At 48.9% G+C, this 22,509-nt stretch carries 20 protein-coding genes; 3 read left to right on the top strand and 17 right to left on the bottom strand.

What is annotated here, in order from left to right:
• Window positions 1-4 precede the first annotated feature (4 nt).
• Complete coding sequence (locus tag WFK81_RS07030) at window positions 5-2,014, bottom strand: alpha-L-arabinofuranosidase C-terminal domain-containing protein (RefSeq protein WP_336785746.1); 2,010 nt, start codon at window positions 2,012-2,014, stop codon at window positions 5-7.
• A 135-nt stretch (window positions 2,015-2,149) separates the two neighbouring features.
• On the opposite strand from WFK81_RS07030, the gene WFK81_RS07025 reads away from it, so the two are divergent.
• Entirely contained in the window at window positions 2,150-3,004 is an 855-nt protein-coding gene (locus tag WFK81_RS07025) for an AraC family transcriptional regulator (protein WP_336785745.1), read from the top strand.
• 26 nt (window positions 3,005-3,030) lie between these two features.
• Here the strand turns inward: WFK81_RS07025 and WFK81_RS07020 are convergent, their stop codons facing one another.
• Entirely contained in the window at window positions 3,031-3,519 is a 489-nt protein-coding gene (locus WFK81_RS07020) for a DinB family protein (RefSeq protein WP_336785744.1), read from the bottom strand.
• Window positions 3,520-3,554: 35 nt separating this feature from the next.
• Window positions 3,555-4,442: a LysR family transcriptional regulator gene (locus WFK81_RS07015; RefSeq protein WP_336785743.1), complete on the bottom strand. Its 888-nt coding sequence runs from the start codon at window positions 4,440-4,442 to the stop codon at window positions 3,555-3,557.
• 117 nt (window positions 4,443-4,559) lie between these two features.
• On the opposite strand from WFK81_RS07015, the gene WFK81_RS07010 reads away from it, so the two are divergent.
• Window positions 4,560-5,951, top strand: coding sequence for an MFS transporter (locus WFK81_RS07010; RefSeq protein WP_336785742.1), 1,392 nt, complete (start codon window positions 4,560-4,562; stop codon window positions 5,949-5,951).
• Window positions 5,952-5,954: 3 nt separating this feature from the next.
• Here the strand turns inward: WFK81_RS07010 and WFK81_RS07005 are convergent, their stop codons facing one another.
• From WFK81_RS07005 to WFK81_RS06965, 9 genes are all read right to left on the bottom strand, one after another.
• Window positions 5,955-7,439, bottom strand: coding sequence for an amidase family protein (locus WFK81_RS07005; RefSeq protein ID WP_442956028.1), 1,485 nt, complete (start codon window positions 7,437-7,439; stop codon window positions 5,955-5,957).
• 151 nt (window positions 7,440-7,590) lie between these two features.
• Complete coding sequence (locus WFK81_RS07000; RefSeq protein WP_336785740.1) at window positions 7,591-8,565, bottom strand: phosphotransferase enzyme family protein; 975 nt, start codon at window positions 8,563-8,565, stop codon at window positions 7,591-7,593.
• A gap of 17 nt (window positions 8,566-8,582) precedes the next feature.
• Window positions 8,583-9,059, bottom strand: coding sequence for a GNAT family N-acetyltransferase (locus WFK81_RS06995; protein WP_336785739.1), 477 nt, complete (start codon window positions 9,057-9,059; stop codon window positions 8,583-8,585).
• Window positions 9,060-9,265: 206 nt separating this feature from the next.
• The gene (locus tag WFK81_RS06990) at window positions 9,266-10,261 is read right to left on the bottom strand and encodes a phosphotransferase enzyme family protein (protein WP_336785738.1); all 996 of its coding nucleotides are present in this window, start codon (window positions 10,259-10,261) and stop codon (window positions 9,266-9,268) included.
• A gap of 17 nt (window positions 10,262-10,278) precedes the next feature.
• Window positions 10,279-10,608, bottom strand: coding sequence for a hypothetical protein (locus tag WFK81_RS06985; protein WP_336785737.1), 330 nt, complete (start codon window positions 10,606-10,608; stop codon window positions 10,279-10,281).
• Window positions 10,609-11,105: 497 nt separating this feature from the next.
• Window positions 11,106-13,910: a glycoside hydrolase family 2 TIM barrel-domain containing protein gene (locus WFK81_RS06980; RefSeq protein ID WP_336785736.1), complete on the bottom strand. Its 2,805-nt coding sequence runs from the start codon at window positions 13,908-13,910 to the stop codon at window positions 11,106-11,108.
• A gap of 190 nt (window positions 13,911-14,100) precedes the next feature.
• A complete protein-coding gene (locus tag WFK81_RS06975; protein WP_336785735.1) occupies window positions 14,101-16,035 on the bottom strand; it encodes a PAS domain S-box protein in 1,935 nt (644 codons plus the stop codon).
• 85 nt (window positions 16,036-16,120) lie between these two features.
• Complete coding sequence (locus WFK81_RS06970; RefSeq protein WP_336785734.1) at window positions 16,121-16,396, bottom strand: hypothetical protein; 276 nt, start codon at window positions 16,394-16,396, stop codon at window positions 16,121-16,123.
• Window positions 16,393-17,577 carry a DUF4062 domain-containing protein gene (locus WFK81_RS06965; protein WP_336785733.1) on the bottom strand — a complete coding sequence of 395 codons (1,185 nt, stop codon included), beginning with the start codon at window positions 17,575-17,577 and terminating at the stop codon, window positions 16,393-16,395. The genes WFK81_RS06970 and WFK81_RS06965 overlap by 4 nt, the downstream gene beginning before the upstream one ends.
• Before the next feature lie 228 nt (window positions 17,578-17,805).
• Here WFK81_RS06965 and WFK81_RS06960 point away from each other — a divergent pair, with 228 nt between their 5' ends.
• Window positions 17,806-18,063, top strand: a complete 258-nt coding sequence (locus WFK81_RS06960) for a hypothetical protein (protein ID WP_336785732.1) — start codon at window positions 17,806-17,808, stop codon at window positions 18,061-18,063.
• Between the two features lie 48 nt (window positions 18,064-18,111).
• On the opposite strand, the gene WFK81_RS06955 is transcribed toward WFK81_RS06960, so the two are convergent.
• From WFK81_RS06955 to WFK81_RS06935, 5 genes are all read right to left on the bottom strand, one after another.
• Entirely contained in the window at window positions 18,112-18,906 is a 795-nt protein-coding gene (locus WFK81_RS06955; protein WP_336785731.1) for an SDR family NAD(P)-dependent oxidoreductase, read from the bottom strand.
• Window positions 18,907-18,998: 92 nt separating this feature from the next.
• Complete coding sequence (locus tag WFK81_RS06950) at window positions 18,999-20,018, bottom strand: AraC family transcriptional regulator (protein WP_336785730.1); 1,020 nt, start codon at window positions 20,016-20,018, stop codon at window positions 18,999-19,001.
• Between the two features lie 107 nt (window positions 20,019-20,125).
• Window positions 20,126-20,584 (bottom strand): SRPBCC family protein, encoded by a 459-nt coding sequence (locus WFK81_RS06945; protein WP_336785729.1) that lies wholly within the window; start codon window positions 20,582-20,584, stop codon window positions 20,126-20,128.
• A gap of 16 nt (window positions 20,585-20,600) precedes the next feature.
• Complete coding sequence (locus tag WFK81_RS06940; protein WP_336785728.1) at window positions 20,601-21,110, bottom strand: GNAT family N-acetyltransferase; 510 nt, start codon at window positions 21,108-21,110, stop codon at window positions 20,601-20,603.
• A 127-nt stretch (window positions 21,111-21,237) separates the two neighbouring features.
• Window positions 21,238-22,419 (bottom strand): GTP-binding protein, encoded by a 1,182-nt coding sequence (locus tag WFK81_RS06935; protein WP_336785727.1) that lies wholly within the window; start codon window positions 22,417-22,419, stop codon window positions 21,238-21,240.
• Window positions 22,420-22,509: the final 90 nt, after the last annotated feature.

The following is a 22,509-nucleotide window of genomic DNA, read 5'->3' as shown; positions in this document are numbered from 1 at the left end:
TTATTTACTTGCGTACTTCAATAACGTACACCGAATGTGGCTTCAAAGCCAGCATCGGCTTGCCGCCATGGAATTTCAGAAGGTACTCTTCCGCTGTTACGGCTTCCGGCTCAAAGACATCGTTGATTATCTCACAATCTTCTCCGGACAACTGCCATACTGCTGCAACTCCATCGTCCGCAAACGAACCGATAGCAAGCTCAGCCTCAACCGCCGCAAGTCCGCGGTTAACGACAAACAAGGTTAATGCGCTGCCGGCTTCATCAAGCGCAGCCGCCACGTCAAGTACCGGCAAAGCTCCCGGCTCCAGATCAAACCGCTTCGAGCCGGATGGCCAATCAAAAGTTGGGCAGTCTGTTTGCGCCTTCAATACGCGGGAAATATCGCGATTCGCATAGGCCTTCATAACATGGAAGGTTGGCGTGCCGTATACTGCTCTGCTGCGGCCGCTCCAGCCTGTTTCTTTCCCCCGGTACTGATCCGCATAGCAATCTCCAACCCGGATACATCCGCCAAGCCAGCCGTTGACCAGGTCCGAGTAGCTTCCAATTTCAATCAGATGGGATTGCCGGATAAATTCGTTCAGATTCGCGGCATTTGCTACCGCAGCCTCGAGCGTATGCTCCATCGGGCGCCCTTCGCGAATGGTATTTGGATAATACATCGTGTTGTATTCCGTGATGGCGAGCTTCACATGCGAATAAGCAGCATTACCCGTAATGATCTCTTCCGTCTTGCGGATAGCGGCACGGCTTACCTCAGGGAACGACATAACTGCAGGGTACCGTTCTTCTTTTGGCATATTAGGCGTAATTCCCACGGTCCCAAACCCATGATAAATATGCAAAGTCAACATGTCCATCTTGCCCGCCGAGATGCTAAGCATCGTACGGTTCCATTCAGGATCGCAATCGCCGCATGCCAGAAGCACAATATCCGGATCTACCGCTTTCATTGCATCCGCAAAACGATTATACCGGTGCGCGAATTGTTCCGCCGTGCAATGCCCATGCTGCCAAGGTCCGTAAATTTCGTTCCCGATTTCCCAATACTTGACGCCATAAGGCTCCGGATGGCCATTTCGTGCCCGCAGCGCGCCATATTCCGAGTCTACGCTGCCGTTGCAGTATTCCAGCCAAGCTGCTGCTTCTTCCGGCGAACCGGTTCCCGCATTGACGCAGATTAAAGGCTCCGTTTGCGTATCCCGGCAGAACGCTAAGAATTCATCCGTACCGAAATATTTATTCGTCCAGCCGCCCCAAGCTTCGTTAATCATGTTGGGCCGTTCCAGCACGGGGCCAATGGCGTCCTCAAAATGATACGCGCTGATATAATTACCCGCCAGACGCATCATTCCCGGCTTTAGCTGCATGGTCAGTTCTACGACTTCCCGTTTTACATAGCCAATGCTGTCCGAAGGAAGCATCGACACATGGTCCAGCCAGAGCATGCCCGATCCCATGCCGTCACGCCAGGTTTCAGTCTCCGAGGAGAGCAGAATCCGGAACTCCGCCCTCTCGCAGGAACGATTAGGAGTCAGCTCAATCTGATATTCATTCCACTTATGTCCCCGAAGCCCGATTTCTTTGCGGCTCAGTACCTCACCAGTCTCGCGATCGGCAATCTCGCAGACGGCAGCCCGAAGATCCATAGCGGCACGCGCTACGATGCTCACTCGATAAGTAAGGCCGCCTTCGACGCTCACCTTTTGTCCAATTCCGCCGTAGCAGCGGTCCGCGCTGAAAATCCGGATATGCTGGCTATGGCCGGAATGCCGCGGTGCGGCAGGCTCCAGGGCATATTCCGTATTCTTGCCATTGGTTACGGCATACCACCCTGAGGATACGCCTCGCGTATCGGCTTCGTCCTCAAAGTCCATGTCCTTCAGCGCAAAAGCTAACATGGCGTCCATATGATCGCGGATATCTTCAACGAAATGGCCGAAAATATAAGGATTTAAGCGGTGCTTGGAAGGTTCTTCGGTATTAACGGTAATAAATGCCCTCTGATTCATGCCATTCTCTCCTTCAGCTTTCCAACTTCCGCCTATTTTTCCCTGGCGGATATGGACTAGTTTTCATATCCATGATAGTGTTTTCGTAAGGAAATGAACATAGAGGAAAAGGAAGGTTAAGTGAGGAAAATGGACATGGCTTATCGGGATGGAAACCGGGCGCTGCATAAGCATGGCGATATCCATGCACTGCCGCATTCCCCTGATCTATCGGTATATGTTCCGATGATTGGTATGAATATTTGTGCGCCAACCTATAAAAACATCCGTAAAAAATCAGATATTACCGTACTCGGATATGTGGTAAACGGACATGGAGAAATTCGGGTTAATTCGGAGAAGCACCGCCTGGGCAGAGGCGATGCTTTTATTCTGAGGAAAGACAGCAGGCATGAAGTAACGGCCTTGTCGGATTCAAGCGATCCATGGACATATTACTGGTATAATCTTCACGGCAATAGCCTGCCGCTTCTTGAAACCTTCCATTTGCTTCATACCCCATATATCCCAAACGCCGGCATCGAAGCTTTGTTCTTGAAAGGCTTTGCTGCCGTAAAACATAAAACCGAAGACGGCACGGACACGCAGACGGCGTTAATCCTCAGCTGTACGGAGATTATATTTACTCTGCACAAAGCCGTGAAGCAGGCCGCCGAATATACCTCGCCAATAATGGGACGAATGAAGCTTTATCTGGATCAGCTGGTCGGCGAGACTTTCCATTCGGAAGACTTTGCCCATCAAATGGACCTATCCTTCAAGCAGCTGAACCGTATCTTCAAGCAGCATACCGGGAGCACCATTTATCAATACGTGCTGGCACGCAAAATGGACATTGCGAGAATGATGCTTCAAGACACGGAACTGCCAGTCGGCGAAATAGCCATACATCTTGGCTATGACGACCCGCAGTATTTCTCGAATCTCTTCAAGCAAAAGACAGGCATGGCACCGACGTTATTCCGGCAACACGCCAAAGAAATCCATTAGTTGCAGCGAATGGCGGTCCGGGACGATCATACTTCTCTTGCCTGTCCGAACAATCCCCGGCGAATAAAATTAGCGGTTACGGGGACCTTCCCTAGTTCTCTCGACCATACGGACAATTGGCCGATATGGTGAATTTCATGAGCAATGACATGCCTCATGATTTCCCCGTACTTGAAGTTGATTGGCTCTCCATTCGGGTGTACATCGGATAACACCTTCATCTCCATGTCATCGGTCCAATTTGTTACAAATGACCGGACTTCTTCGCGGAATCTATCCGATAGCTCGATTACCTGCTCAAGACTGGCATAAGACTCGAACGGTTCCGTGAAATCGGGCTTCCCTTGCAGACCGCAGATCCAACTGTATTCCACGTCCGCGACATGAAACAAGGTATGTAAAATGCCCCCCACTCCGCCTATCCGCTTCTTCAGCAGCTCTTCTTGGGAAACGTCCCGGCACCACTCAAACCAATCTTTTCGTACTTGCCAGTTGTATTCGAATAATTTCAGCATTTGTTGTCCTCCTAAAAAATCAATAATTAGCCGCATTAATTATCTACTTTCGATATCGTCTCAAAGTAATTAACGACAACCTCGCGGAATGATTGAGCAGCCCGCGATACATATCGGCTTTTATGCCATAACAATGCGATTTCCCGCACAAGCTCGTTTTTTTCTACCTGTAGATAAGCAAGATGTCCGTTTGAATTTCTGGCCGTGCCCGGTATAAACGCAATGCCAATTTCGGCTTCCACAAGCGCGTTAATTCTCGCAGGCTCATCGCCCTCATATACAAACTTGGGCTCAAAGCCTGCCTTTTTGCATATGGAGTCTACCAGGTCACGCGTACCGTAACCCTTCTTAACTCCTACAAACCATTCCTCTTTCAGCTCGGGTAAGGATACGCTGCTCCGCCCTGCTAGACGATGCGTCTTCGGAACCGCTACAAGGATAGGATCTCTGTACATGATCTGGCATTCGATATCTTCTCCCTCAAGGGGAGGAGAAGACAGGCAGAAATCAATATCTCCCCGATGAAGATGCGATACCATCTCCTGCGTCGTCAGCATCTGCACGTGGAACTGAATATTGGGCTTCTTCTTACGGAATTCTCGCAGAATATTAGGCAGCATGCTTGCCGTATTCACCGCGAGCTCTATCGTTCCTTGTTCCGAGCTCGATATATCATTCAGCTCCTGCTTTCCCTGATCCAGCTCGAACAAAGCCCTCTCGGCACGCAGCAGGAATCGGCTTCCCGACTCGTTAAGACGCAACTTTCTTCCTATCCGGTCAAACAAAGGCACGCCTAAGTCTTCTTCCAACCGTTGAATCGTCTTGCTTAGCGAAGACTGCGTAACGTGCAGATGCCGCGCGGCTTCGGTGACATGCTCCAGCCGGGCTACCGTCAAGAAATATTGCAATTGCAAAAGCTCCATGAAATTCACCATCCGTATATTCCTTCAAGTCCATGAAATTATAACATGAAATGCGTTGGAATAAATGACGCATTTCCCGTACGATGAGTTCAAAGACAAATAGAGGAGTGACCTCGCTTGAATATTCGCAACAGGTGGCTAATGATAGCGGTCGGATTAGGGATCCTGCTTAACCCTTTAAATTCATCGATGATATCCGTGGCAATCGCAAGGCTTCAAGACGATTACAAACTTGATTACACCGGCGTTTCCTGGATTATATTTTCTTTCTATATTGCCAGCGCTGTTGCCCAGCCCGTGATGGGCAGAGCCAGCGACTTATTCGGCCGAAGAAATATCTTTCTGTACGGTCTTGTTATAGCATTTCTAGCGTCGCTATTAGCGCCGTTATCGCCAAGCTTTGGCTGGCTGATCGTGTTCCGCATTATCCAATCGATAGGCACAAGCATGATGGTTGCCGTAGGCATGGCAATTGTCCGTATCTATATTACGGAGAAGCAGGGTGCCGCGCTGTCCGTTTTGTCTATCTTTTTATCCGGCGCGGCAGCTATCGGTCCTTTTGTTGGCGGTGTGCTTATCCACTGGTGGGATTGGCCGGCGATCTTCTTCGTCAACATCCCGTTTGCCATTGCCAGCTACTTGTTGGCGTGGAGAACTATTCCCAAGGATAAACCGGAGACATCCCCTGTTCGCGGCCTTACCATCCGCAAATGGCTTGATCTGATCGATGCAACAGGAATCCTGTTATTTACAGCGGGCCTGGTTGCCCTGCTTGTTGGATTATTGTCCGCAAAGTCTTCCGGCCAAGTCTCGCTCAGCTACGTCGTTATCGGGTTGATGGGACTTTTATCGCTTGGAGCTTTCATCAGACATGAGCTAAAAGCAAAATCGCCTTTTATCCCGTTACGGACCATAGGCAAATACCCTGCGATGACTTGGGTTAATGTTCAATTCATACTTGTGAACATTTTGTTCTACTCATTATTTTTTGGATTACCGTCTTACTTGCAGATCGTTCGGCATGTCAGCGAATTCCACACCGGCATGCTGATGCTTAGTTTAGGCCTGTGTTCACTTGCGGCTTCCCCGCTTGCAGGCAAATGGATCGATAAATCCGGCCCGAGGCCCGCTTTGTTTGTGTCCGCAATTTTGATGGTGTTTGGTTCCGTATGGATCGTGACATTAAATGAGAGCTCACCTGTTATAAGCGTCTGTATTGCCTTAGCTGCCTTCGGAATAAGCAACGGACTGAACAGCGTGGGCATGCAAACGGCTTTGTTCGACAGCTCGCCAAAAGAAATCATAGGGGTCGCTTCCGGCTTGTTTAATACCTCCCGATATCTCGGCACCATCATTTCGTCCTTATTGACCGGCATTGTTATGGGTGGAGAATTCAGCTTCACCGGGTTTCGTATACTCGGGATTATTCTAACGGTGATTGCCGTAACTCTTGTACTGATGAGCTGGCGGCGAGCCCGCTCCGCGCAATTAAAGGAATCGAAGGCCTAAAGGTTAGACCGGATCGACAGGTGCACGGCGGTACTTGCTTGCCTGCTCATAGGCGTACGCTAACTTGAGAAGCACCGGCTCGCTGTAGGCGGTTCCGACAAAGGTGATTCCCTGCGGACCTTTGGTCGTGTAGCCTCCTTCGGCGATAATCCCCGTCTCTGCGTAGCCTCCCGGGACGGTAATGGCCGGATAACCCGCACGCGCGGAAATATCGAGCCCTTCTTCGTTCCCGAGGAACAGCAAAGCGTCTAGCTTATGCGCCTCTATAGCATGGTCGATTCCTTGCTTCCGCGCGATTTCATGGTTAAGCCTGAGGCTTTCAAGATATTCCGGCTCGGTTAAAGTTCCGCTTGTTTCATTCGACCAGATCAACACGTCCTGCCCATATTTGAGCGCTGTATCGCGATGGGCTTCGTTGTATGCGATAAGCTCGTCTAAAGTCCGGATAAATGCGCCGTTGCCGGCTCTGGCTAAATAATCATGCAGCCCTTTTTTAAACTCATAGCGCATAACATCCCAATCCCACTTGGCATTCTCGCAAGGCATTGTCACGGGATCCACGATAACGGCCCCCCGTTCGGCACATAAGGCAATTGCCCGCTCAATAATTTCGGCTCTTGCCGCATCAAGTCCCTGATAATAATGCCGCGGTATGCCAATCCTCGCGCCTTGCAAGCCGTTAACATCCAGGAAGCTTGTATAGTCCGTATGCGCCGTTCGCCCACCATCGCGCATAGCCGAATCTTCCGGATCAGAGGCTGTCATAGCCCCTAACAGAATCGCGGCATCTCTAACCGTTCGGGTCATTGGTCCAGCCGAATCTTGGCTTTGGGTGATCGGGATGATCCCTCTTCGACTGACAAGACCTATCGTCGGTTTCATGCCAACAATGCCGTTTTGCGAGGACGGACTAATAATGGAGCCTGAAGTTTCCGTTCCGATTGCAGCCGCACACAAATTAGCCGCTGCAGCCACGCCGGACCCGGAGCTCGAACCGCCCACGAACAACTCGCCTGGTCCATAAGGATTCAGGGTGAGCCCCCCTCTGGAACTGTATCCCGCCCACATCGAGTTAGACATAAAGTTCGCCCATTCCGTCATATTTGCCTTCCCGAGAAATACGGCTCCCGCTGCTCTTAATTGCTCTGCCACAGCGGAGTCTGCAGGGGCAAAATGCTCCGCGAGTGCTACAGAGCCCGCACTGGTATGCATCCCGTCTCCCGTATCGATATTATCTTTCAGCAAAATCGGTATACCGTGAAGCGGTCCTCGCGCGCCAAATTCCGCTCTCTCCTTATCTAGTTCCCGCGCAATGGTAATGGCGTCAGGATTGACTTCAAGCACGGCTCTTAATGTCGGATTTATCTTTTCAATCCGTTCCAAATACCAGCGAACGCATGCCTCGGACGTTAGCTCGCCCGCTTCCATAGCTGCTTGCAACGATGAGATATCGGCTTCTAATAATTTTTGGTCAGTTATTCTATTCACAATAAATCCGCTCCTAGGTTTATAATCTCCTAAATAGTCTACCATTTATAGCCAAATACTGTTTGGTAAAAATCATTTATAGCTATGCTATACCTATAATTCAAAGCTGCCGAATTCGGATTCGACAGCTTTGCCCATCAGTAATTTTATTTTAGATCGTGTAGAACACTCTTTGACCGCTTAGCAACGGCAGACAGATATGATCAATTAGCCCGGAAATATGATCTTCAATCCAAGTTAACTTATCGGGCTGGCTTAATACAAAGGTGTAGTAGCCAACGATCGCAAGAAACATAAAAGCTTCTAGCTGAGCGAGGTCGTCCATGCTTCCTGTCATGCAGCGGCCGTAGCCGGCGAGCAAGGCATCCCGATGCTTGCTCTCAACCAGTAAAGCTCCCATCGCGAGATCCATAGCATAATACCCGTATCCCGACAAACCGAAATCAATCATTGATATTCCTTTGGGAGAACGTATCAAGTTGCTGTAGTTCATATCCGCATGAATGAATCCCCAGGTTTCAGGAGTCGCTTCCCATAAAGTCATCCATTCGATCATCTTCCGCATCGTCTGTTCGAGAATTTGAAAGTCTCTATCAGAAAGAATCCCCTGTTCTTCCCCGTGTCGCAATTTGAAGATCATTGAATGAATCCATTCCCTTCCGTATTCCGGCCGGATACAAGCCGGACCCTTCTGATAGCTTTGCGAGAATTGATGGAGCATCGCGATTCGAGTACCCAGGGTACGGGCTTCTTCCTCGCTGTTCATCTCTTGCTTTGACAAGACATCGCCATCAATCCATTTCAAGACGGTACAGGGGATCACTTCTTGACCGATACGAATCATCGTGACCAGTTCCCCATTACAGTTAGCAACCGGAGTCTGAACAGGCAGATCCGCATGAACAGACCATGCCTGAAGAAAATCCAACTCCGAGCGGATTGCTTCAGGAGTGGTCTGAATACCTTCCATGTTGCGGGCAATCGGCTTATGAATCCGGAGCAAGTAACTGGATCGCTTATCCGTTATCTTGTATGTCATATTCTCGTTATGACGAATGAATTCAAACGCCGGTTCATCAAAAGAGTAGGCTCGTAAAGCTTCTTCCAAACACTTCTTGTAGTCCATCGAGTATTCCTCCTCATTTAGAGCTGCAAAACGGTTATCTCCTCGTCATAGAGAACCTCTTCGCTGTCGCGGAAGCCAAAGCGTTCATAAAGCTTCCTGGCTGGCGTGTTTTCTTTCTTGTAAGGAATCCAGCAATAGCGAGCGGGGCCTGCCGGGAAGGTGCGGATAAACTCCAGTATTTTCACCATGGCTTCCCGCCCGTATCCTTTGTTTTGATGCTTCTTGTCGATCATCAGACGCAAGATGCAATAGCTGTCCTCAGCAAAGGACGGAAGATCATAGCTGGTTATTTTATACGTAATCATGACGAAACCAACAGGCAACTCATCCGCATAAATAGCAAACGGAAACGGAGCTCCCCCATTCGTGGCAAGTACATAACAGGAAGCAACGCTTGAGAGATTAGAAGCAACATAACGTTTCTGATCCTCGGATACCTCCAGATTAAAAATGTCACGACGGTTATCCAACGTAATTTTTCGAAGAGTAATCATGCAGGGCTTCTCCCTTCCATTTATTGCGGCCGCCTTATTACGATACAATTAATACCAAAAAAGTAATAGACTTATGTTGAAAAATTATGTATTGTATTATGTATCCATGGCATTTTTAGGTCACCTCATAAAACAAAAAAAGAGACAGTCAGCATCTACCGACTGTCTTTCTTGTTCTTCTAATAAACCCCGAACCCACCCTCTCATCAAAACCCGTCAATCAACGATTTGCCGCTCGTAATCCGCGTCCAGCTATCCTGCAGAAAATCCCGTGTCCAGTCATCGGGTTGACTTAAATCCCAGCTTCTATGCATGCCTACCAGGACGATAATGTCCCGAAGCCGGAGGAAAAGCTCGAGCTGCTCCTTCCAATTGCGCGGCATTTGGCGGCCGTCTTCTGTATAGCCCCGTTCAAAATGTATCATAAACAACTCGTATTGCGTCTTTCGCTCCGCCCTCGAATCTTCTCCAAACACATACAGCAAGTAATAAAGCTGGATAGCAATATCCTCGGTATACCAGCTATATTGGCATTCGTCGAAGTCAAAAAGCGTCAGTTCGCCTGACTCATCTACTGTAAAATTGCCTACATGGATATCACCATGGATAAGACCGAATTGCTCTGGGGTTACAGGCCATCTTGCTAGCTCTAATTTAATTTCATGAAGCGCCTGTACAATCGGTAGATGGTCTTGCGGCAAATAGCACTCTGCTCGCAGCAGATATTCATTCTTTTCCCATGTATGCCGTTTGCTTGCCGCAGTTGGCTTGAACGATCTGGACAGTTCATGAAGACGACCCGTAGCACGCCCGCATTGTTCATACAGAAAGGGATTTCCCAGACATTCGGGGTATCCAATCTTACGACCTGGCGCATAAGTAAATGACGTTGCGTAAAACGTAATTCCGTTTCCATCGATTTGTTCAATCTGGTTCCCTTCTATCGAGAGCACCGGAACGGAAACGGACAGTTCATGCTGTGCCAGATTAAGAATCCAATCCAGCTCAGCGGATACGCCTTCCCTGGTGCGAAGCGTGCTTGGCGTGAAGCGAAGAATGTACTTCCTTTCCTCACGCTGATAGGAATAAATAAAATTTTGAAAGCCTCCAATAAACGTCAGCTCTTCTGGGTCTACACCAAACCTTGCGGCACCCTCCTCCGCATATTCGTCCAAAAACATAGCTTTTATCTTCGGGTCCATGATTTCTCCCTCTCGTATTAACCGATATGCACAACCGTGTCTCCGCGCCGGAAAGCACTCGGCAGACCCGTCTCCAGCAGCCTTAGCCTGCGCAGCATATGCTCCTGTGCTTCTCCGTTCATATTGGCCATCACCCATTCCTTCAACTTATCGATCTCCTCCAGGATGGCGGGAACATCCTCTTGCTCAACATCCGTCCCGCCTTGGAATAATGCCGTCCAATGGAGCCCCAGCTCCTCCGATGCTGGCTCCCAGTACTGCTTGTAAAATGCTTCCGTGGCAACCGGCAGCATAAATGCACGTTCAAATTCATCTTCAGGATCGAGTATAAATGCGCTGATCGACATGTCTATTTCACTCCAAATCTTATTGAGAATGTAAAATCCGGAAACTCCTGACGCAGCCGGTTCAAGCTGTTTTCCGCTGCGGCGCACAGCTCCGGCGTATCTCCGTCAAGCCACCGCATGTACGCCCATCAGTGTCCAGGCCGTAACCGGAATAACGAGGAAGATTCCAAGCAGCATAAACAAGGCCGCCTTCTTTCCCTGCCTTCCTCAAGAAAGCCGGCTGATCCTCTTTCCAAATCATACTCGATAATCTGGTCCATGAATCATGAATAAGAAGAGATTAATAAAAACTGGACTTTCTTCCCAAATTTTACTTAGCGCCACCGGGATTACTTGCCCCACGCCAGTAATCCTCTCCGCATTTCGTCCGGGTAATGGATAGATCCGTATGTCTAATAATCGTTGAACCGATTTCGGAGGACCCATTGCCTTTGACATACTAAATACGCCTGCCTCGGCATAACCGAGAGCAGGCTTATTTGACGTTTGCTATTCTTTTAACGCAGCAGCTCGCGAAGTTTACACAACTCGAGGCTTGCTTGCGGCTTAAAGTCTTCGGATTTAACATACTGGTACAAGCTGAACAGGAACTGGCGTCCCTCCACCGTTTGTCCCGCTTGCTCGGCATCTACGGCGCAGACAAGCAAACTTCCCTCTCCGACCTTGCATTCGAACGCCATTCCAAGCTTATGGTTGCGCTCGAAGTTATCGATCGTTTGTACCATAGGCTGCAAAGCCCGGTCCGTACCATCCAAAATGATGGAGCGGGAGTTTTCCACAATCTGACGCCATGGCTCCGTGGAATGCATCTCGGACGGGAACAGCTTAAACAGCGGATGCTCATGATCGATCAGCAATCCCATCGTGCCAACGGGCACCGGCTTATTCATGCTCTCCGAGATAGACCGGAACATCGGGTAACACCAGAAATCCACGCAATAGGTTCCTTTAATGGCATTCTTCAGCTGCTTCGGATTGGGCATAACGACAACGCGTTCACCCTTCTCGAGCAGCGCGGCAGCTTCGGCAGTCAACTCATTAAATAGGTTTAATCCGCTCTTGTCGGCTTCAATTCCGTCCGGGTAAATCCACAGATCATAAGATTTCCGGATATCGGTGCCGGCGATACGAAGCTGGAGAGATACCTTTGTCATCGTCCGTACTTCCGGCATGCTGAACGAGATCCGGCCAATATCCACATAGTCCCCTGAAGCATTTGCCGAAGCGGTTGCTTCGCCGCTGGTCAATTGAACTTTCCCGGCTTCCAGTGTCCATTCCAGCTTGAAGCCGGCGAGCGGTTCCGGTCTCAGGTAACGAAGCTGAATCGAAGCATCGAAGGATTCCTTCGTCTTGTAATTATACTTCGCAAACCTAGCCAGAAGCACGGCATCCGAACAGAAGGTCCGCCATTCCTCTGGCGATACAAGTCCTTTGGATTCCATAAAAGCATCCAGCACGCCAACAAGCGCGGTTCCTTGTCCGCTGAAATCCTGAAGGTCCAGCAGCTGAAAGCCAGCCAGCTGCTTAGTACGGAATGCGGCCTCCAGCTCTTCCTTGTAGCTGTCGACCGCAAGCCTGCCGGAGGCCGCATGGTATTTCGCCGCGAGATGGTCCAATCCCTTCTCTTCTAGCCGTTGCTTGAATACCTCGAAGTTGCGTGCTTTAAGAGAGCCGGTATACTTGGCAATCTCCTTAAAATCGGGGTACGTTTGGTACTGCCCGATTTCATGGGAGACGACCGGAATATGAGATGCGAATTCTCCTTCGGCAGCATCTACTTCAACGGTTCTCGCTTCCGTTCCGTATTGGATCTGGATGGTGCCTCCCTGTCCGGAGACATTCCGTGTGATCCCCTTGTCTGCTTGCGGCAAGATTGCATCATCATAATCGGTCAACGTGCCTTTCAGTCCAAGCTGAACATGTCCTTGCGGAGCATCACACATCGCGTACGAACCCCGGATTAGACGGTCGCGCGAGAAGCGCACGCCGCAATAGAAATCTTCATGCTCCAGGATAACGGGAACAAACTGAAAATTATTCGAACCTTGCGTATACAACGGACGGCTGTCAAACGTCTTGTAATTTTTCAAGATTTCGTCAATGCGTTCCTTGCTGCCCCATAGCTCATTGCCAAGCGACAGCATAACAAAGGAAGGATGATTGCCGAACGCCTTCAGCATCCGGTAGCCTTCTTCGATCAGGTACTGCTGTTCCTCCGCATTGTGATTGTCGTATGTCTCATCCGTTACGGTACCCCAGAACGGCAGCTCCGGTTCCATGTAAATACCCAGTAAATCCGCGGCTTCAAAGGCTGCTTCAGGAGGACAGGCCGTGTGGAAACGATAATGGTTAATCCCATATGACTTGGCTGTATCAAGCACTTGCAGCCATTCTTCCACCGTGGTTGGAGCAAAGCCGGTCAGCGGGAATATCAACCCGTCATGCTTGCCTCGCAAAAAGGTTTTTGCGCCGTTAATCGTAAAGGAACTGCCCTCTGCCCGGAAAGCCCGCAAACCAAAGGTCGACTCATGCACGTCAATCTTACCGTCATTCTGCTGTAATTCCAGCTTCAGTTTATACAGATTCGGTGACCATTCGCTCCAAAGAAGCGCTTCTTCCCCCACCGGATAACAAAACTCGAATTCTCCGCCTGGCACGTCGTAAGCTTTGACTTCCGCTTTATGCCGGCTAGTTCCGTTTGCGCTTTCCGCCGAAACCCTGACCGTTCCTGCCGAGGCGCCAACAAGACTTGCCTTAACCGTTATCGAGCGGTCCGCGATATTGGGATATGTCCGCACATCCTCCAAGAATGCCGCACCGTAAAACTGCAGTTCCATGCGTCCTGTTATACCATTCCAATTCGTCTGCGTATCCCGAGACGTCATATGCCCGCCTTTGGTCGGATAACCGGTATTATCGACCCGGACCGTAATCGTATGGCTGCCTTCCGTCAGCGGACTCATTAATTCATAGAGATGTGGCGCGCTTAAGCTGTTCTGCGTTCCCAGCTTTTCTCCGTCGATCCAGACCGTCGTTACGCGCGTGCGCTCAAGGTACAGCTTGACTCCAGCTCCGGCCAGATTTGCCGGAATATCGAATTTACGGGAGTACCAAGCCCAGCCTTCAAATCCATACTCATCGGTAAGGCAGTCTACATTCACGCATTGATTACGCTTTCCTTTTCTTGCGTACGAAGTAGTGCCGGGTAAAGCAATGGTATCGTTAAGCGGCTTCTGCAAGCCTGTTTTTTCTTCATCCAGTTGAAGCTGCCAAATGCCTTCCAAGTTAATTTTTGCGATCATCGTTATACATCCTCCATACCTATCTGCTTGAATGCGACAACTATAGCACAAGGAGTCTGCCTAAAATACCGCAATAATTAGTAACGTTTTCATAGCGGATTTACACCGAAAATATTCAGCGGATGCCCCTCTCCTAAACGAGACAGCAAAAAACCGCGCTGCAGCGCGGTTCTTCATTCTTAGCTATCCTTTATCTCGTTCCTATTTTCCGCAGGAATTTCCCTTCCAGACATTTCTGAATAACGGCTAAGACGGCCGAGCTGTGCAGGGGCTTGCTGATATACTCGTTCATCCCCGCGCTCATGTAGCGCTCGCGGTCTCCTACAAGCGCGTTTGCCGTGACGGCTACGATATACGGGAGATCGCCGGGCTTAAGCGTCTGACGCAAAATTCTCGATGCTTCCATTCCGTTCATAACCGGCATCTGAATATCCATAAATACGATATCGTATTTCCTCTTGCAAACCTCTTCCACGACTTCGGCACCATTGGATACCGCCTTTGGACGATAGCCTAGCTTCTCTATCATACGCATCAGCACAAGCCGGTTCACATCGTTATCTTCGGCGATCAGAATGGAGAGCTCTTCCTCCGGCTGCGGCGCTTTTTCCGTAATGAAATCAGGTAAGGCAATGGATGGCAGCGACTCGGATTGAATCAAGATATGAAAGCGGAATATCGTTCCGCCGCCAGGGTTGGGCTCGCAATAGATCTCGCCATCCATCAGTTCAACCAGCTTGCGCGTGATGGCGAGCCCTAATCCGGTACCGCCCTCCTGCCTCACCATAAAATGATCCGCTTGATAAAAAGGGTCAAATAAATAAGGGAGCTTATCCGCGGCAACTCCGATCCCCGTATCCTTAACCGCAAAATGAAGTCTTACCTTCTCGCCTTCGACTTCGGCTCTGTCTACGGAGACGCTTATGGAGCCTCTTGGCGTAAATTTAATAGCGTTGCCGATCAGGTTCAGCATGATCTGGCGAATCTTGAGCGAATCGCCGATCACATTTTGCGGAATGCCGGGACTGATGCATATTTTGATCTCCAGATTTTTCTCCATCGCCTTGGGCATCAACGTATCAAACGTTTCCGCAATGGCTTCGTTTAAATTAAACGGTTCTTCCGTCAATTCCGCATTGCCCGATTCCACTTTAGAAAAATCGAGAATATCGTTAATAATGCCAAGCAGCGTATCTCCGCTCTTGCGGATAATCGATACATACTCCTTCTGCTCCTCGTCTAGCTGTGTATCAAGAAGCAGATCGGTCATCCCGATCACTCCGTTCATCGGAGTCCGGATTTCGTGGCTCATCATGGCCATAAATTCGCTCTTTACCTCGTTCGTGCGAACGGCCGTTTCTTTCTCGATCAATAGCTTTTTCTGCTCGGTGATGTCCTTGATCAGCAGATAAAAGCCTATGCTTCTGTTATTTACGATAATAGGCGCGATCGTAACCAATACTTCTAAATAGGAGCCGTCCGCATGGGGGACATGATTAATGGAGCTTTCAATTTCGGTATACGGTTCATTGTCCGCTAATATGCGGGCCAGATTGTCTTCCCCAATTACGCTGGCAATGCTTGTCCCGATTAATTCCGATACCTGCCGCCCGGTTAACTTCTCGGCCATCACGTTGCCGCCGATAATCCTGCCCTGCAGGTCGAAAGAGATGATCGTATCATGATTGTATTTCTTAAGCGATGTATATCGTTCCACCGATTCCTGCAGCTTTTGCTCGGTCATCTTGGTTGCGGTTATATCCACGATCTGAGCGATATAATACCAGGGCTCTCCGTCAGAACCGTCTCTGACAAGCGAAATATGAAGGGACACCCATACAGTAGCATCGTTCATTAGCATATACTTTTTTTCCAAATTTAAAGTGGAAATTTTCCCTTCGAGCAGCTGATTAAACTTTTCGCCCAGCTGCTCGCCTCTGGAGGAGAAAATCAATTCGGCAGGATCCATCGTCATCAACTCCGCCCGCTTATATCCGAGGATCTTGCATGCGGCCGGATTGACGTCAATCCACCTGCGATCCAGCGAGATCAATGCGATTCCGATCGGAGCATAATTAAAAACATGCGCGAACATGTTTTGTTGGTTAAAGGTTACTTCTGCCATCATTAGCCGCCTCCTTGTTCAGATTGTTGTTTCCGATTTTTACGCAAAAGACCCGCAAGCTGCGGGTCCTTTGACAAATCTTCTATTAAGCCTCAGATACGAGGATTGAGCTCTTTAAGGATTGGTTAAGTTCTTTCATCCGCTGCAGCTTGTTGCGGGACGTGTAGGTGTTTGTACGGTTGGTATCGACAAACAAGACGGAATCCTTAGGCAGCTCTGGCAATTTGCTTCCCGTAAGGCCAATCGTAATCCCTTTGTTCACGATAACGACCTTGGTAGCAGGGGCAAAATCAGGATGAATCGAATATTTGGGATGGTTCGTATTTTGAACCCGCCGCATCTTAATTTTATTCAAGCTCATTTTTGCAACCCCCTCAAGGCGGAATGGATGAAATCAAAAATCATAACATTGGAATGTGCCATCAGTATACCATTTTTTATATCATCCGTGTAGTCCACGTACAAATTTTGGTTCCATTTTGTTTCTTCGGGGAAATGATAAGAGATCACGTACTCTCCCTGTTTGTACAGCAGGTAAAACATGCGTTTGGCCTCCGTATAGAACAGCACCGGCTCCCCTTCCTCTCTTGTCATGTATGTAAATGAGACGTAGGAGTTAGGATCGTTCACATGAAACGAATAGCCGCCGGCCGTATCTCCTGCCGCCTCGATGCAAGTCAACACGTCGTTGCTGTGCCGAAACAGGCAGATCGCCGTACAGTTCTTAAGCTTGCCGAGAGTAAGGTCATGGATGCGCAGCTGCTTGATCTCCGCCCCTTTAATAATGCCTTGGAGACGCGCCAATAACAGCCTTAGCTGCGACAGCTCACGGATTATCAGATGATCCTTTACAACCTTCTGAACAAATTCGGAGAACTCCACTAAAGCCGCAAGGGTATCAATGCTTTCCATGTACTCCGCTTTTTTCGGAAAATACGAAGCCCCTTCCCTTAGAATATCGCTAAGGACAGGCTTCCAATCAATACCTACCCCGATAGGCATGTCCAGCAGATATTTGCCGTGTCGGTCGATAATGTCATAGAGCATGACCCAAACATACGGGTCGGTTTCGTATTTGCTTGGAATTTCGGAGGGCTGAGCTTCCGCGGTCAGCTCGAGATGATCCATTAACTCGCGATTGGACGGCTCCCTGCGATGACTCTGCTTGTACCTCTCAATAAAGCTGTGCATAACCCGGCGAACCGACGTAAAGTATTTCTTCGTAATGGTTGGCTCGGCATAGAGAAACAGCGTTTTCCCCGCGTTCAGGGCGGTTAAGAACTCGCGATGAGTGACTGTATATCCGGTGTCCGTCATGCTGCCGCCTTTATTATAGAGGAACAGACAAAAGATATCGGATTCCCTGACCTTGTTCAAGCAGTGCTCTACCCCGCTTACATCCATTGGCCACGGCCCAAATGTTCGCTCATACATCTCCGGTTGATGACCCAGTAGAGTAAATTCCTCAAATGTCCGGTTTCTTAGCGGTGTCAGCGCATCCTGAGCAACGGAGCTGATAAATAGCTTTGTAAGATTAGGCATCAGTTCATAGGCTCCTCAGTAAGATAGGAATTATTTCTCTATTATACCATTTTGGGCCGGTTCACTAATAGAGTATAGAGTCCCCATTCCTGATCCTCCCCCCTCGTTCACATTTTTTTGCTTCTTCGGGAATGTTCCGGTCTTCTAAGGGACATGCTAGTATTCAAGTCTGTTTAGCGAATGTTGCGAAGAATGCGTACGAAGCAAACTTATACAGGAGGATAAATCATGATCGAAACCCCTCATATTACAGCTGCAAATGAGCTAAAAACGGATGAGGATATCCGGAAGGTGATGGCTTCCAAAGAGCCTGTTATCGTATACCAGGACCGAATGCGTCTAAGGCCGCCTCTTCCGATCATTGCCTACAATGACGATATGGTCAAAATTGCAGACGGGACAACGTTTCTCCGAAGCGTGACGCATTTCTATACGTTAAGCGATGAAGAGAAGGTAAAGTACAATATAAGCGAGCCAAAAGCATAAAAAAAGGCTGCCCAAGCATCCGCTTGGGCAGCCTTTTTTTATGCTATTTTAAAAAATCGTTGGCACCATTCCCCCGTCCATCCGGATTGGCGAGCCTTTAAATGCAGAAGCATCCGGGCTGCATACAAAAGCAGCTAATCTGCCAATCTCGCTTGGCCTGATAAATCTTTGAATTTCCGATTGAGGAAGATTTGCGGCCATAAATCTTTTCTCTTTTTCAGCAAAAGGGATGGCCTCATCCGAATAAAGTCGATCGATAATCTGATGAACGTTTTCGGAGAGCGTTGGCCCCGGCAAAATGGAATTAACCGTCACTTCCGTACCTGCCGTTAATTTGGATAAGCTCTTGGTTAAGGATAGCAGCATGGATTTGGTCATCGCGTATTGCGGCATTTGGCCTGATGGCATTAATGCTTCTTCGCTTGCAATGAAGAGAATGCGGCCGTATCCGTTGCTCCGCATTTTGGGCAAATAATGTTTGCATAAATCATTGGCTGCAAGCACATTCATACGGAAGTATCGCTCCCAGACTTCATGCCCGACGTCTTCATAAGCCATGATTTCATAAATGCCCGCATTGTTCACCACGATATCTACTTCGGGGTACGTCTCAAACAGGACCTCAAGCTGCTTCTTATCCGTGAGATCGGCCGCCGCATTTTGTGGATAGGTCGCCGGGAATAACGCTTTAATCTCCCGTACGGTTCGATCTGTCTCCTCCCGGTCACGGCCGTTAATCAACACATGAACGCCCTCCCGGGCCAGCTCTATAGCAATGGCTTTGCCGATTCCTCTCGTTGAGCCGGTCACTAAGGCAGTCTTGTTCGTTAATCGCATATCCATAATATTCTCTGTCTCCTTTGTTGCTTGGGATAGAGAATATACTACCTTGTCTATTTCGGTTGGTAACTAGCCCTCAGCGCCAATCTTCTTGCTTAACGCGCCAAAGTAGACGTGCTTTTTTGCCGGATCCGCCAATTCGACGGTGTCTCCCCTTCCCATAAACGGAATGCCCGATAGAACGAGTTCTGATCTTCGTATCCGGTTAGAAAGGCTACCTCGTGTATCTCAAGTGAAGGATCCATCAAATAAGCAAGCGCCGTCTCATGTCTGACACGCGACAAAATTTTCTTAAAGCTTGTCCCTTCTTCCGTTAGCCTGCGCTGAAGCGTCCGTTCGCTCATGCCCAGATCCCTAGCGACAATCAGCATCTCGGGACGACTGCCTGCCAGGTTACGTTTCATTATCCTTTCGACGGTTTGAACAATGGAGAATTTGCTTTGCCGTTCATCTAACGCGTGCTCCAGCGCAGGCGTCAGAATCTCGAGCAATTCTTCGTTATGCGAAAGGAAAGGCCGGTCCAAGTCGCTGCGTTTCATCGTCAATCGGTTATTATCCGCGCCGTACCGGATGGGGCACCCAAAATAGTCTTGAAGCAGTTGGCCATCACCAAGCGGTTCGACAAATTCAACAAGCTTCGCCTTGATTGGCTGACCCGTACCTCTGCGGCCAAGCTCCAAAAGCGCTGCAAATGTAATGGCGACAAGCATCGCCGGACCGGATTGCGCAGGATCTGTCCAGCTTAGTTCTATGTGGCAGTTCTCTCCGGTTTCCGTTTTTCGCAAATTCTCCGGAGGACAAAGCCGCTTATACTTCGCCATGCGGTTTAATGCATCGCGATAGTCTCGGGCATGGTATGTCGCCAACATGGACGGCGGGTATTGTCTTGGATCGTAAGCGGTTGAAAGCTTAACGACAGCTTCGGATATATTTCCAACAAGCTCGGAGTACGCCTGCCATATGGTAAAATATTGCGAAGTCGTAACTCCCTCCGGCCTCTCGATTTCGGCTAAATTCATCTGTGACTTAGCAGCAATCTCTTCCATGGAAAAGCCTATTTCGCGTAATCCGATCCAGAATCCTGGCGGGATCTTAATCCGGTCATGAGATGTCATGTTGTTTAGCTCCCTTTTTGGATCTAGATAAGTCTGCCACTCAATTAGTTTACATAATATATATTCTGTAACTTATTTAGCCTGTGTTGAGGCTATTCAAGTTATTATTAGGCCATATGTTTTTCGGCTTGCAGCTTGATACATTCGTTCCGTTTCATTAGAAATCGTTTCATATAGGAGCGCAAAAAAAGGACATCCGCTATTCTTCCAAGCGGTCCCAGCGGTGATGTATAGTCGAAAATATCCGTCATAAGCGTTCCGCCATCACGCGCTTCAAAGCGATGCTCATGCTTGAACCGTTTAAAGGCGCCGCTGACCATTTCATCCACAAACCGGTAGGGCCGCTCGTATTCCGAAATAACTGCCGTGAGCTGCTGGCGAATTCCAAAATGTACAGCTTCCCAGGTGACGGTCTCCCCTAGTTCGATTAACCCGCTTGTCCGGCCTTTCACCGCTCGTTCCTTGGTTTGCGATGCGGACTCCATGTGAGTCTCAATGCTGCGGGAAAGATCAAAGCAAACCTCAATTGGCGCATGGATAAAAAGAGTTTGTACGATAACAGGCAAGAGAGAACCTCCGATCTTACGCGAGTGCAATTTCCTTTTCCATAATAAAATCGTCCATAACATAGCCATTGCCAATGTCTGCGACTTGCTCACGTACGTTAATAAAGCCCTTCTTCTCATAAACCGCGATGCTGGATGCGTTATCCCGGTTAACCGTCAGCCAAACATGGCTTAATCCGCGCTCTTTGCACAGCTGCTCAATAAACTGCATCGCTTGACTGGCGTAACCTTGGCCTCGATGGGCCTTCGATACATAAAACTTGCTCAAGAACAGCTTTCCGTTGTCCACTCGAATAGATATATAGCCGGCGGCAGTGCCGTCTTGCTGCTGCAGCAGGTAATACTCGTATCCCTGATTCTGAATCTGGTCGGTTATGGCTGATACGGATTGAAACTTATCAATCATATAATCAATCTGCTCGATTGTAATCATGGCTACGTAATGCTCTCGCCAGATTTGCTCCGCCAAGCGGGCAACCTCCGCAATTTGTTCTGCCGTTTGGACCTTCGTAAACTCTATCTTCATTTTGGATACCTGCCTTTTCCGCGTTATCATTCCATTTTACCCTATCCACTCTTTAAATTCATGCGTTCTCCATTCTCCTTCCGTAAAAAAGCCAACCATTATCGATAATGGTTGGCTTCCTCCTAATCTAATGAATATCCGGCAGCGTATCTTTGAATCGAGACCAGTCTTCCAGCATCTCGGACTCCGTTAAGAGACATTTGTCTAATGTTTCATTGATGGATTCCCGGTCCATCTTTATACCGATAAACACGACTTTATTGATCCGATCCCCATACTGTGGAGACCAGCTGTCACGCAGCTCAGGATACTCCCGGAGGTACATTTCCTGTTCCGCTTGAGGAAGCGTTGCAATCCAATAACCGGACGGACCAAATTGAATGGACGGGCCTGCCTGGCTTATATTTTGACCGATGTTGTTCCTGGAAGCGACCCACATGACCCCTTTGGCCCGCACTACCTCCTCCGGCCAATTTTCCAGCCATTTCTTCAATCTTCCGGGATGAAACGGCTTAACGCGCTCATAGACAAAGGATGAAATTCCGTACTCCTCCGTTTCAGGAGTATGCTCCGGCTTCGATAACTCCTTCACCCAGCCGGCCGACTGGCTTGCTTCATCAAAGTCGAATAAACCTGTATTTAAAATCTCTGCCGGATTAACTTGGCCATTAACGGTTCGAATCAGCTTGGCACGAGGCTGCAGCTTTCTTAGCACGCCTTCCAATTCAACTAGCTCATCCTCTTCGATCATGTCGCACTTGTTAAGCAGCAATACATCGCAGAATTCGATCTGGTCGATCAGCAGATCCACGACTTCCCGCGTATCGTCATCTCCTACAGCCTGACTGCGTGCGAGCAGCGACTCGCCGGAGGAGAAATCATGCCAAAACCGGTTAGCGTCCACAACCGTTACCATGCAATCAAGCTGGCAAAAACGGGATAAATCGATTCCTTGCTCTTCATCGATATAAGTAAAGGTCTGGGCGACAGGAACAGGCTCGCCTACGCCGGTCGACTCAATTAATATGTAATCGAATCGTCCATCCAATGCTAATCGCTCCACCTCGCGGAGCAAATCCTCCCGGAGCGTACAGCAGATACAGCCATTCGACATTTCCACGAGCTTCTCGTCAGTACGCGAAAGACCGCCTCCCTCTTTGATAAGTCCTGCATCAATGTTTACCTCGCTTAAATCGTTCACGATAACCGCAACCTTCATGCCTTGCCGGTTATTCAGAACATGATTGAGGACCGTGGTTTTGCCTGCGCCCAAATAGCCGCTTAGCACGGTGACCGGTATTTTATTCATATCTTCATCTCCTTTTCTGTAATCATTACGATTAATGGTGGTAGAAAAAGCCGGGCTTCTTCCCAGCGTGTCTGCCTTTTCTTCTTCGAA

The sequence above is a fragment of the Paenibacillus sp. MMO-177 genome, from assembly GCF_037147795.1.
Lineage (GTDB): Bacteria > Bacillota > Bacilli > Paenibacillales > Paenibacillaceae > Pristimantibacillus.
This window is presented reverse-complemented; position numbering and strand designations above follow the sequence as displayed.

Bases quoted from the DNA above. Each gene is read 5' to 3' on its own strand.
- WFK81_RS06985 (WP_336785737.1), bottom strand. From the start codon at position 10,608: ATGTCGATCAGCGCATTTATACTCGATCCTGAAGATGAATTTGAACGT.
- WFK81_RS06980 (WP_336785736.1), bottom strand. From the start codon at position 13,910: ATGATCGCAAAAATTAACTTGGAAGGCATTTGGCAGCTTCAACTGGAT.
- WFK81_RS06990 (WP_336785738.1), bottom strand. From the start codon at position 10,261: ATGGACCCGAAGATAAAAGCTATGTTTTTGGACGAATATGCGGAGGAG.
- WFK81_RS06955 (WP_336785731.1), bottom strand. From the start codon at position 18,906: ATGGATATGCGATTAACGAACAAGACTGCCTTAGTGACCGGCTCAACG.
- WFK81_RS06960 (WP_336785732.1), top strand. From the start codon at position 17,806: ATGATCGAAACCCCTCATATTACAGCTGCAAATGAGCTAAAAACGGAT.
- WFK81_RS07020 (WP_336785744.1), bottom strand. From the start codon at position 3,519: ATGCTGAAATTATTCGAATACAACTGGCAAGTACGAAAAGATTGGTTT.
- WFK81_RS07025 (WP_336785745.1), top strand. From the start codon at position 2,150: ATGGCTTATCGGGATGGAAACCGGGCGCTGCATAAGCATGGCGATATC.
- WFK81_RS06995 (WP_336785739.1), bottom strand. From the start codon at position 9,059: ATGATTACTCTTCGAAAAATTACGTTGGATAACCGTCGTGACATTTTT.
- WFK81_RS07015 (WP_336785743.1), bottom strand. From the start codon at position 4,442: ATGGAGCTTTTGCAATTGCAATATTTCTTGACGGTAGCCCGGCTGGAG.
- WFK81_RS06975 (WP_336785735.1), bottom strand. From the start codon at position 16,035: ATGGCAGAAGTAACCTTTAACCAACAAAACATGTTCGCGCATGTTTTT.
- WFK81_RS06950 (WP_336785730.1), bottom strand. From the start codon at position 20,018: ATGACATCTCATGACCGGATTAAGATCCCGCCAGGATTCTGGATCGGA.
- WFK81_RS07000 (WP_336785740.1), bottom strand. From the start codon at position 8,565: ATGGACTACAAGAAGTGTTTGGAAGAAGCTTTACGAGCCTACTCTTTT.
- WFK81_RS06965 (WP_336785733.1), bottom strand. From the start codon at position 17,577: ATGCCTAATCTTACAAAGCTATTTATCAGCTCCGTTGCTCAGGATGCG.
- WFK81_RS06940 (WP_336785728.1), bottom strand. From the start codon at position 21,110: ATGAAGATAGAGTTTACGAAGGTCCAAACGGCAGAACAAATTGCGGAG.
- WFK81_RS07030 (WP_336785746.1), bottom strand. From the start codon at position 2,014: ATGAATCAGAGGGCATTTATTACCGTTAATACCGAAGAACCTTCCAAG.
- WFK81_RS06935 (WP_336785727.1), bottom strand. From the start codon at position 22,419: ATGAATAAAATACCGGTCACCGTGCTAAGCGGCTATTTGGGCGCAGGC.
- WFK81_RS06970 (WP_336785734.1), bottom strand. From the start codon at position 16,396: ATGAGCTTGAATAAAATTAAGATGCGGCGGGTTCAAAATACGAACCAT.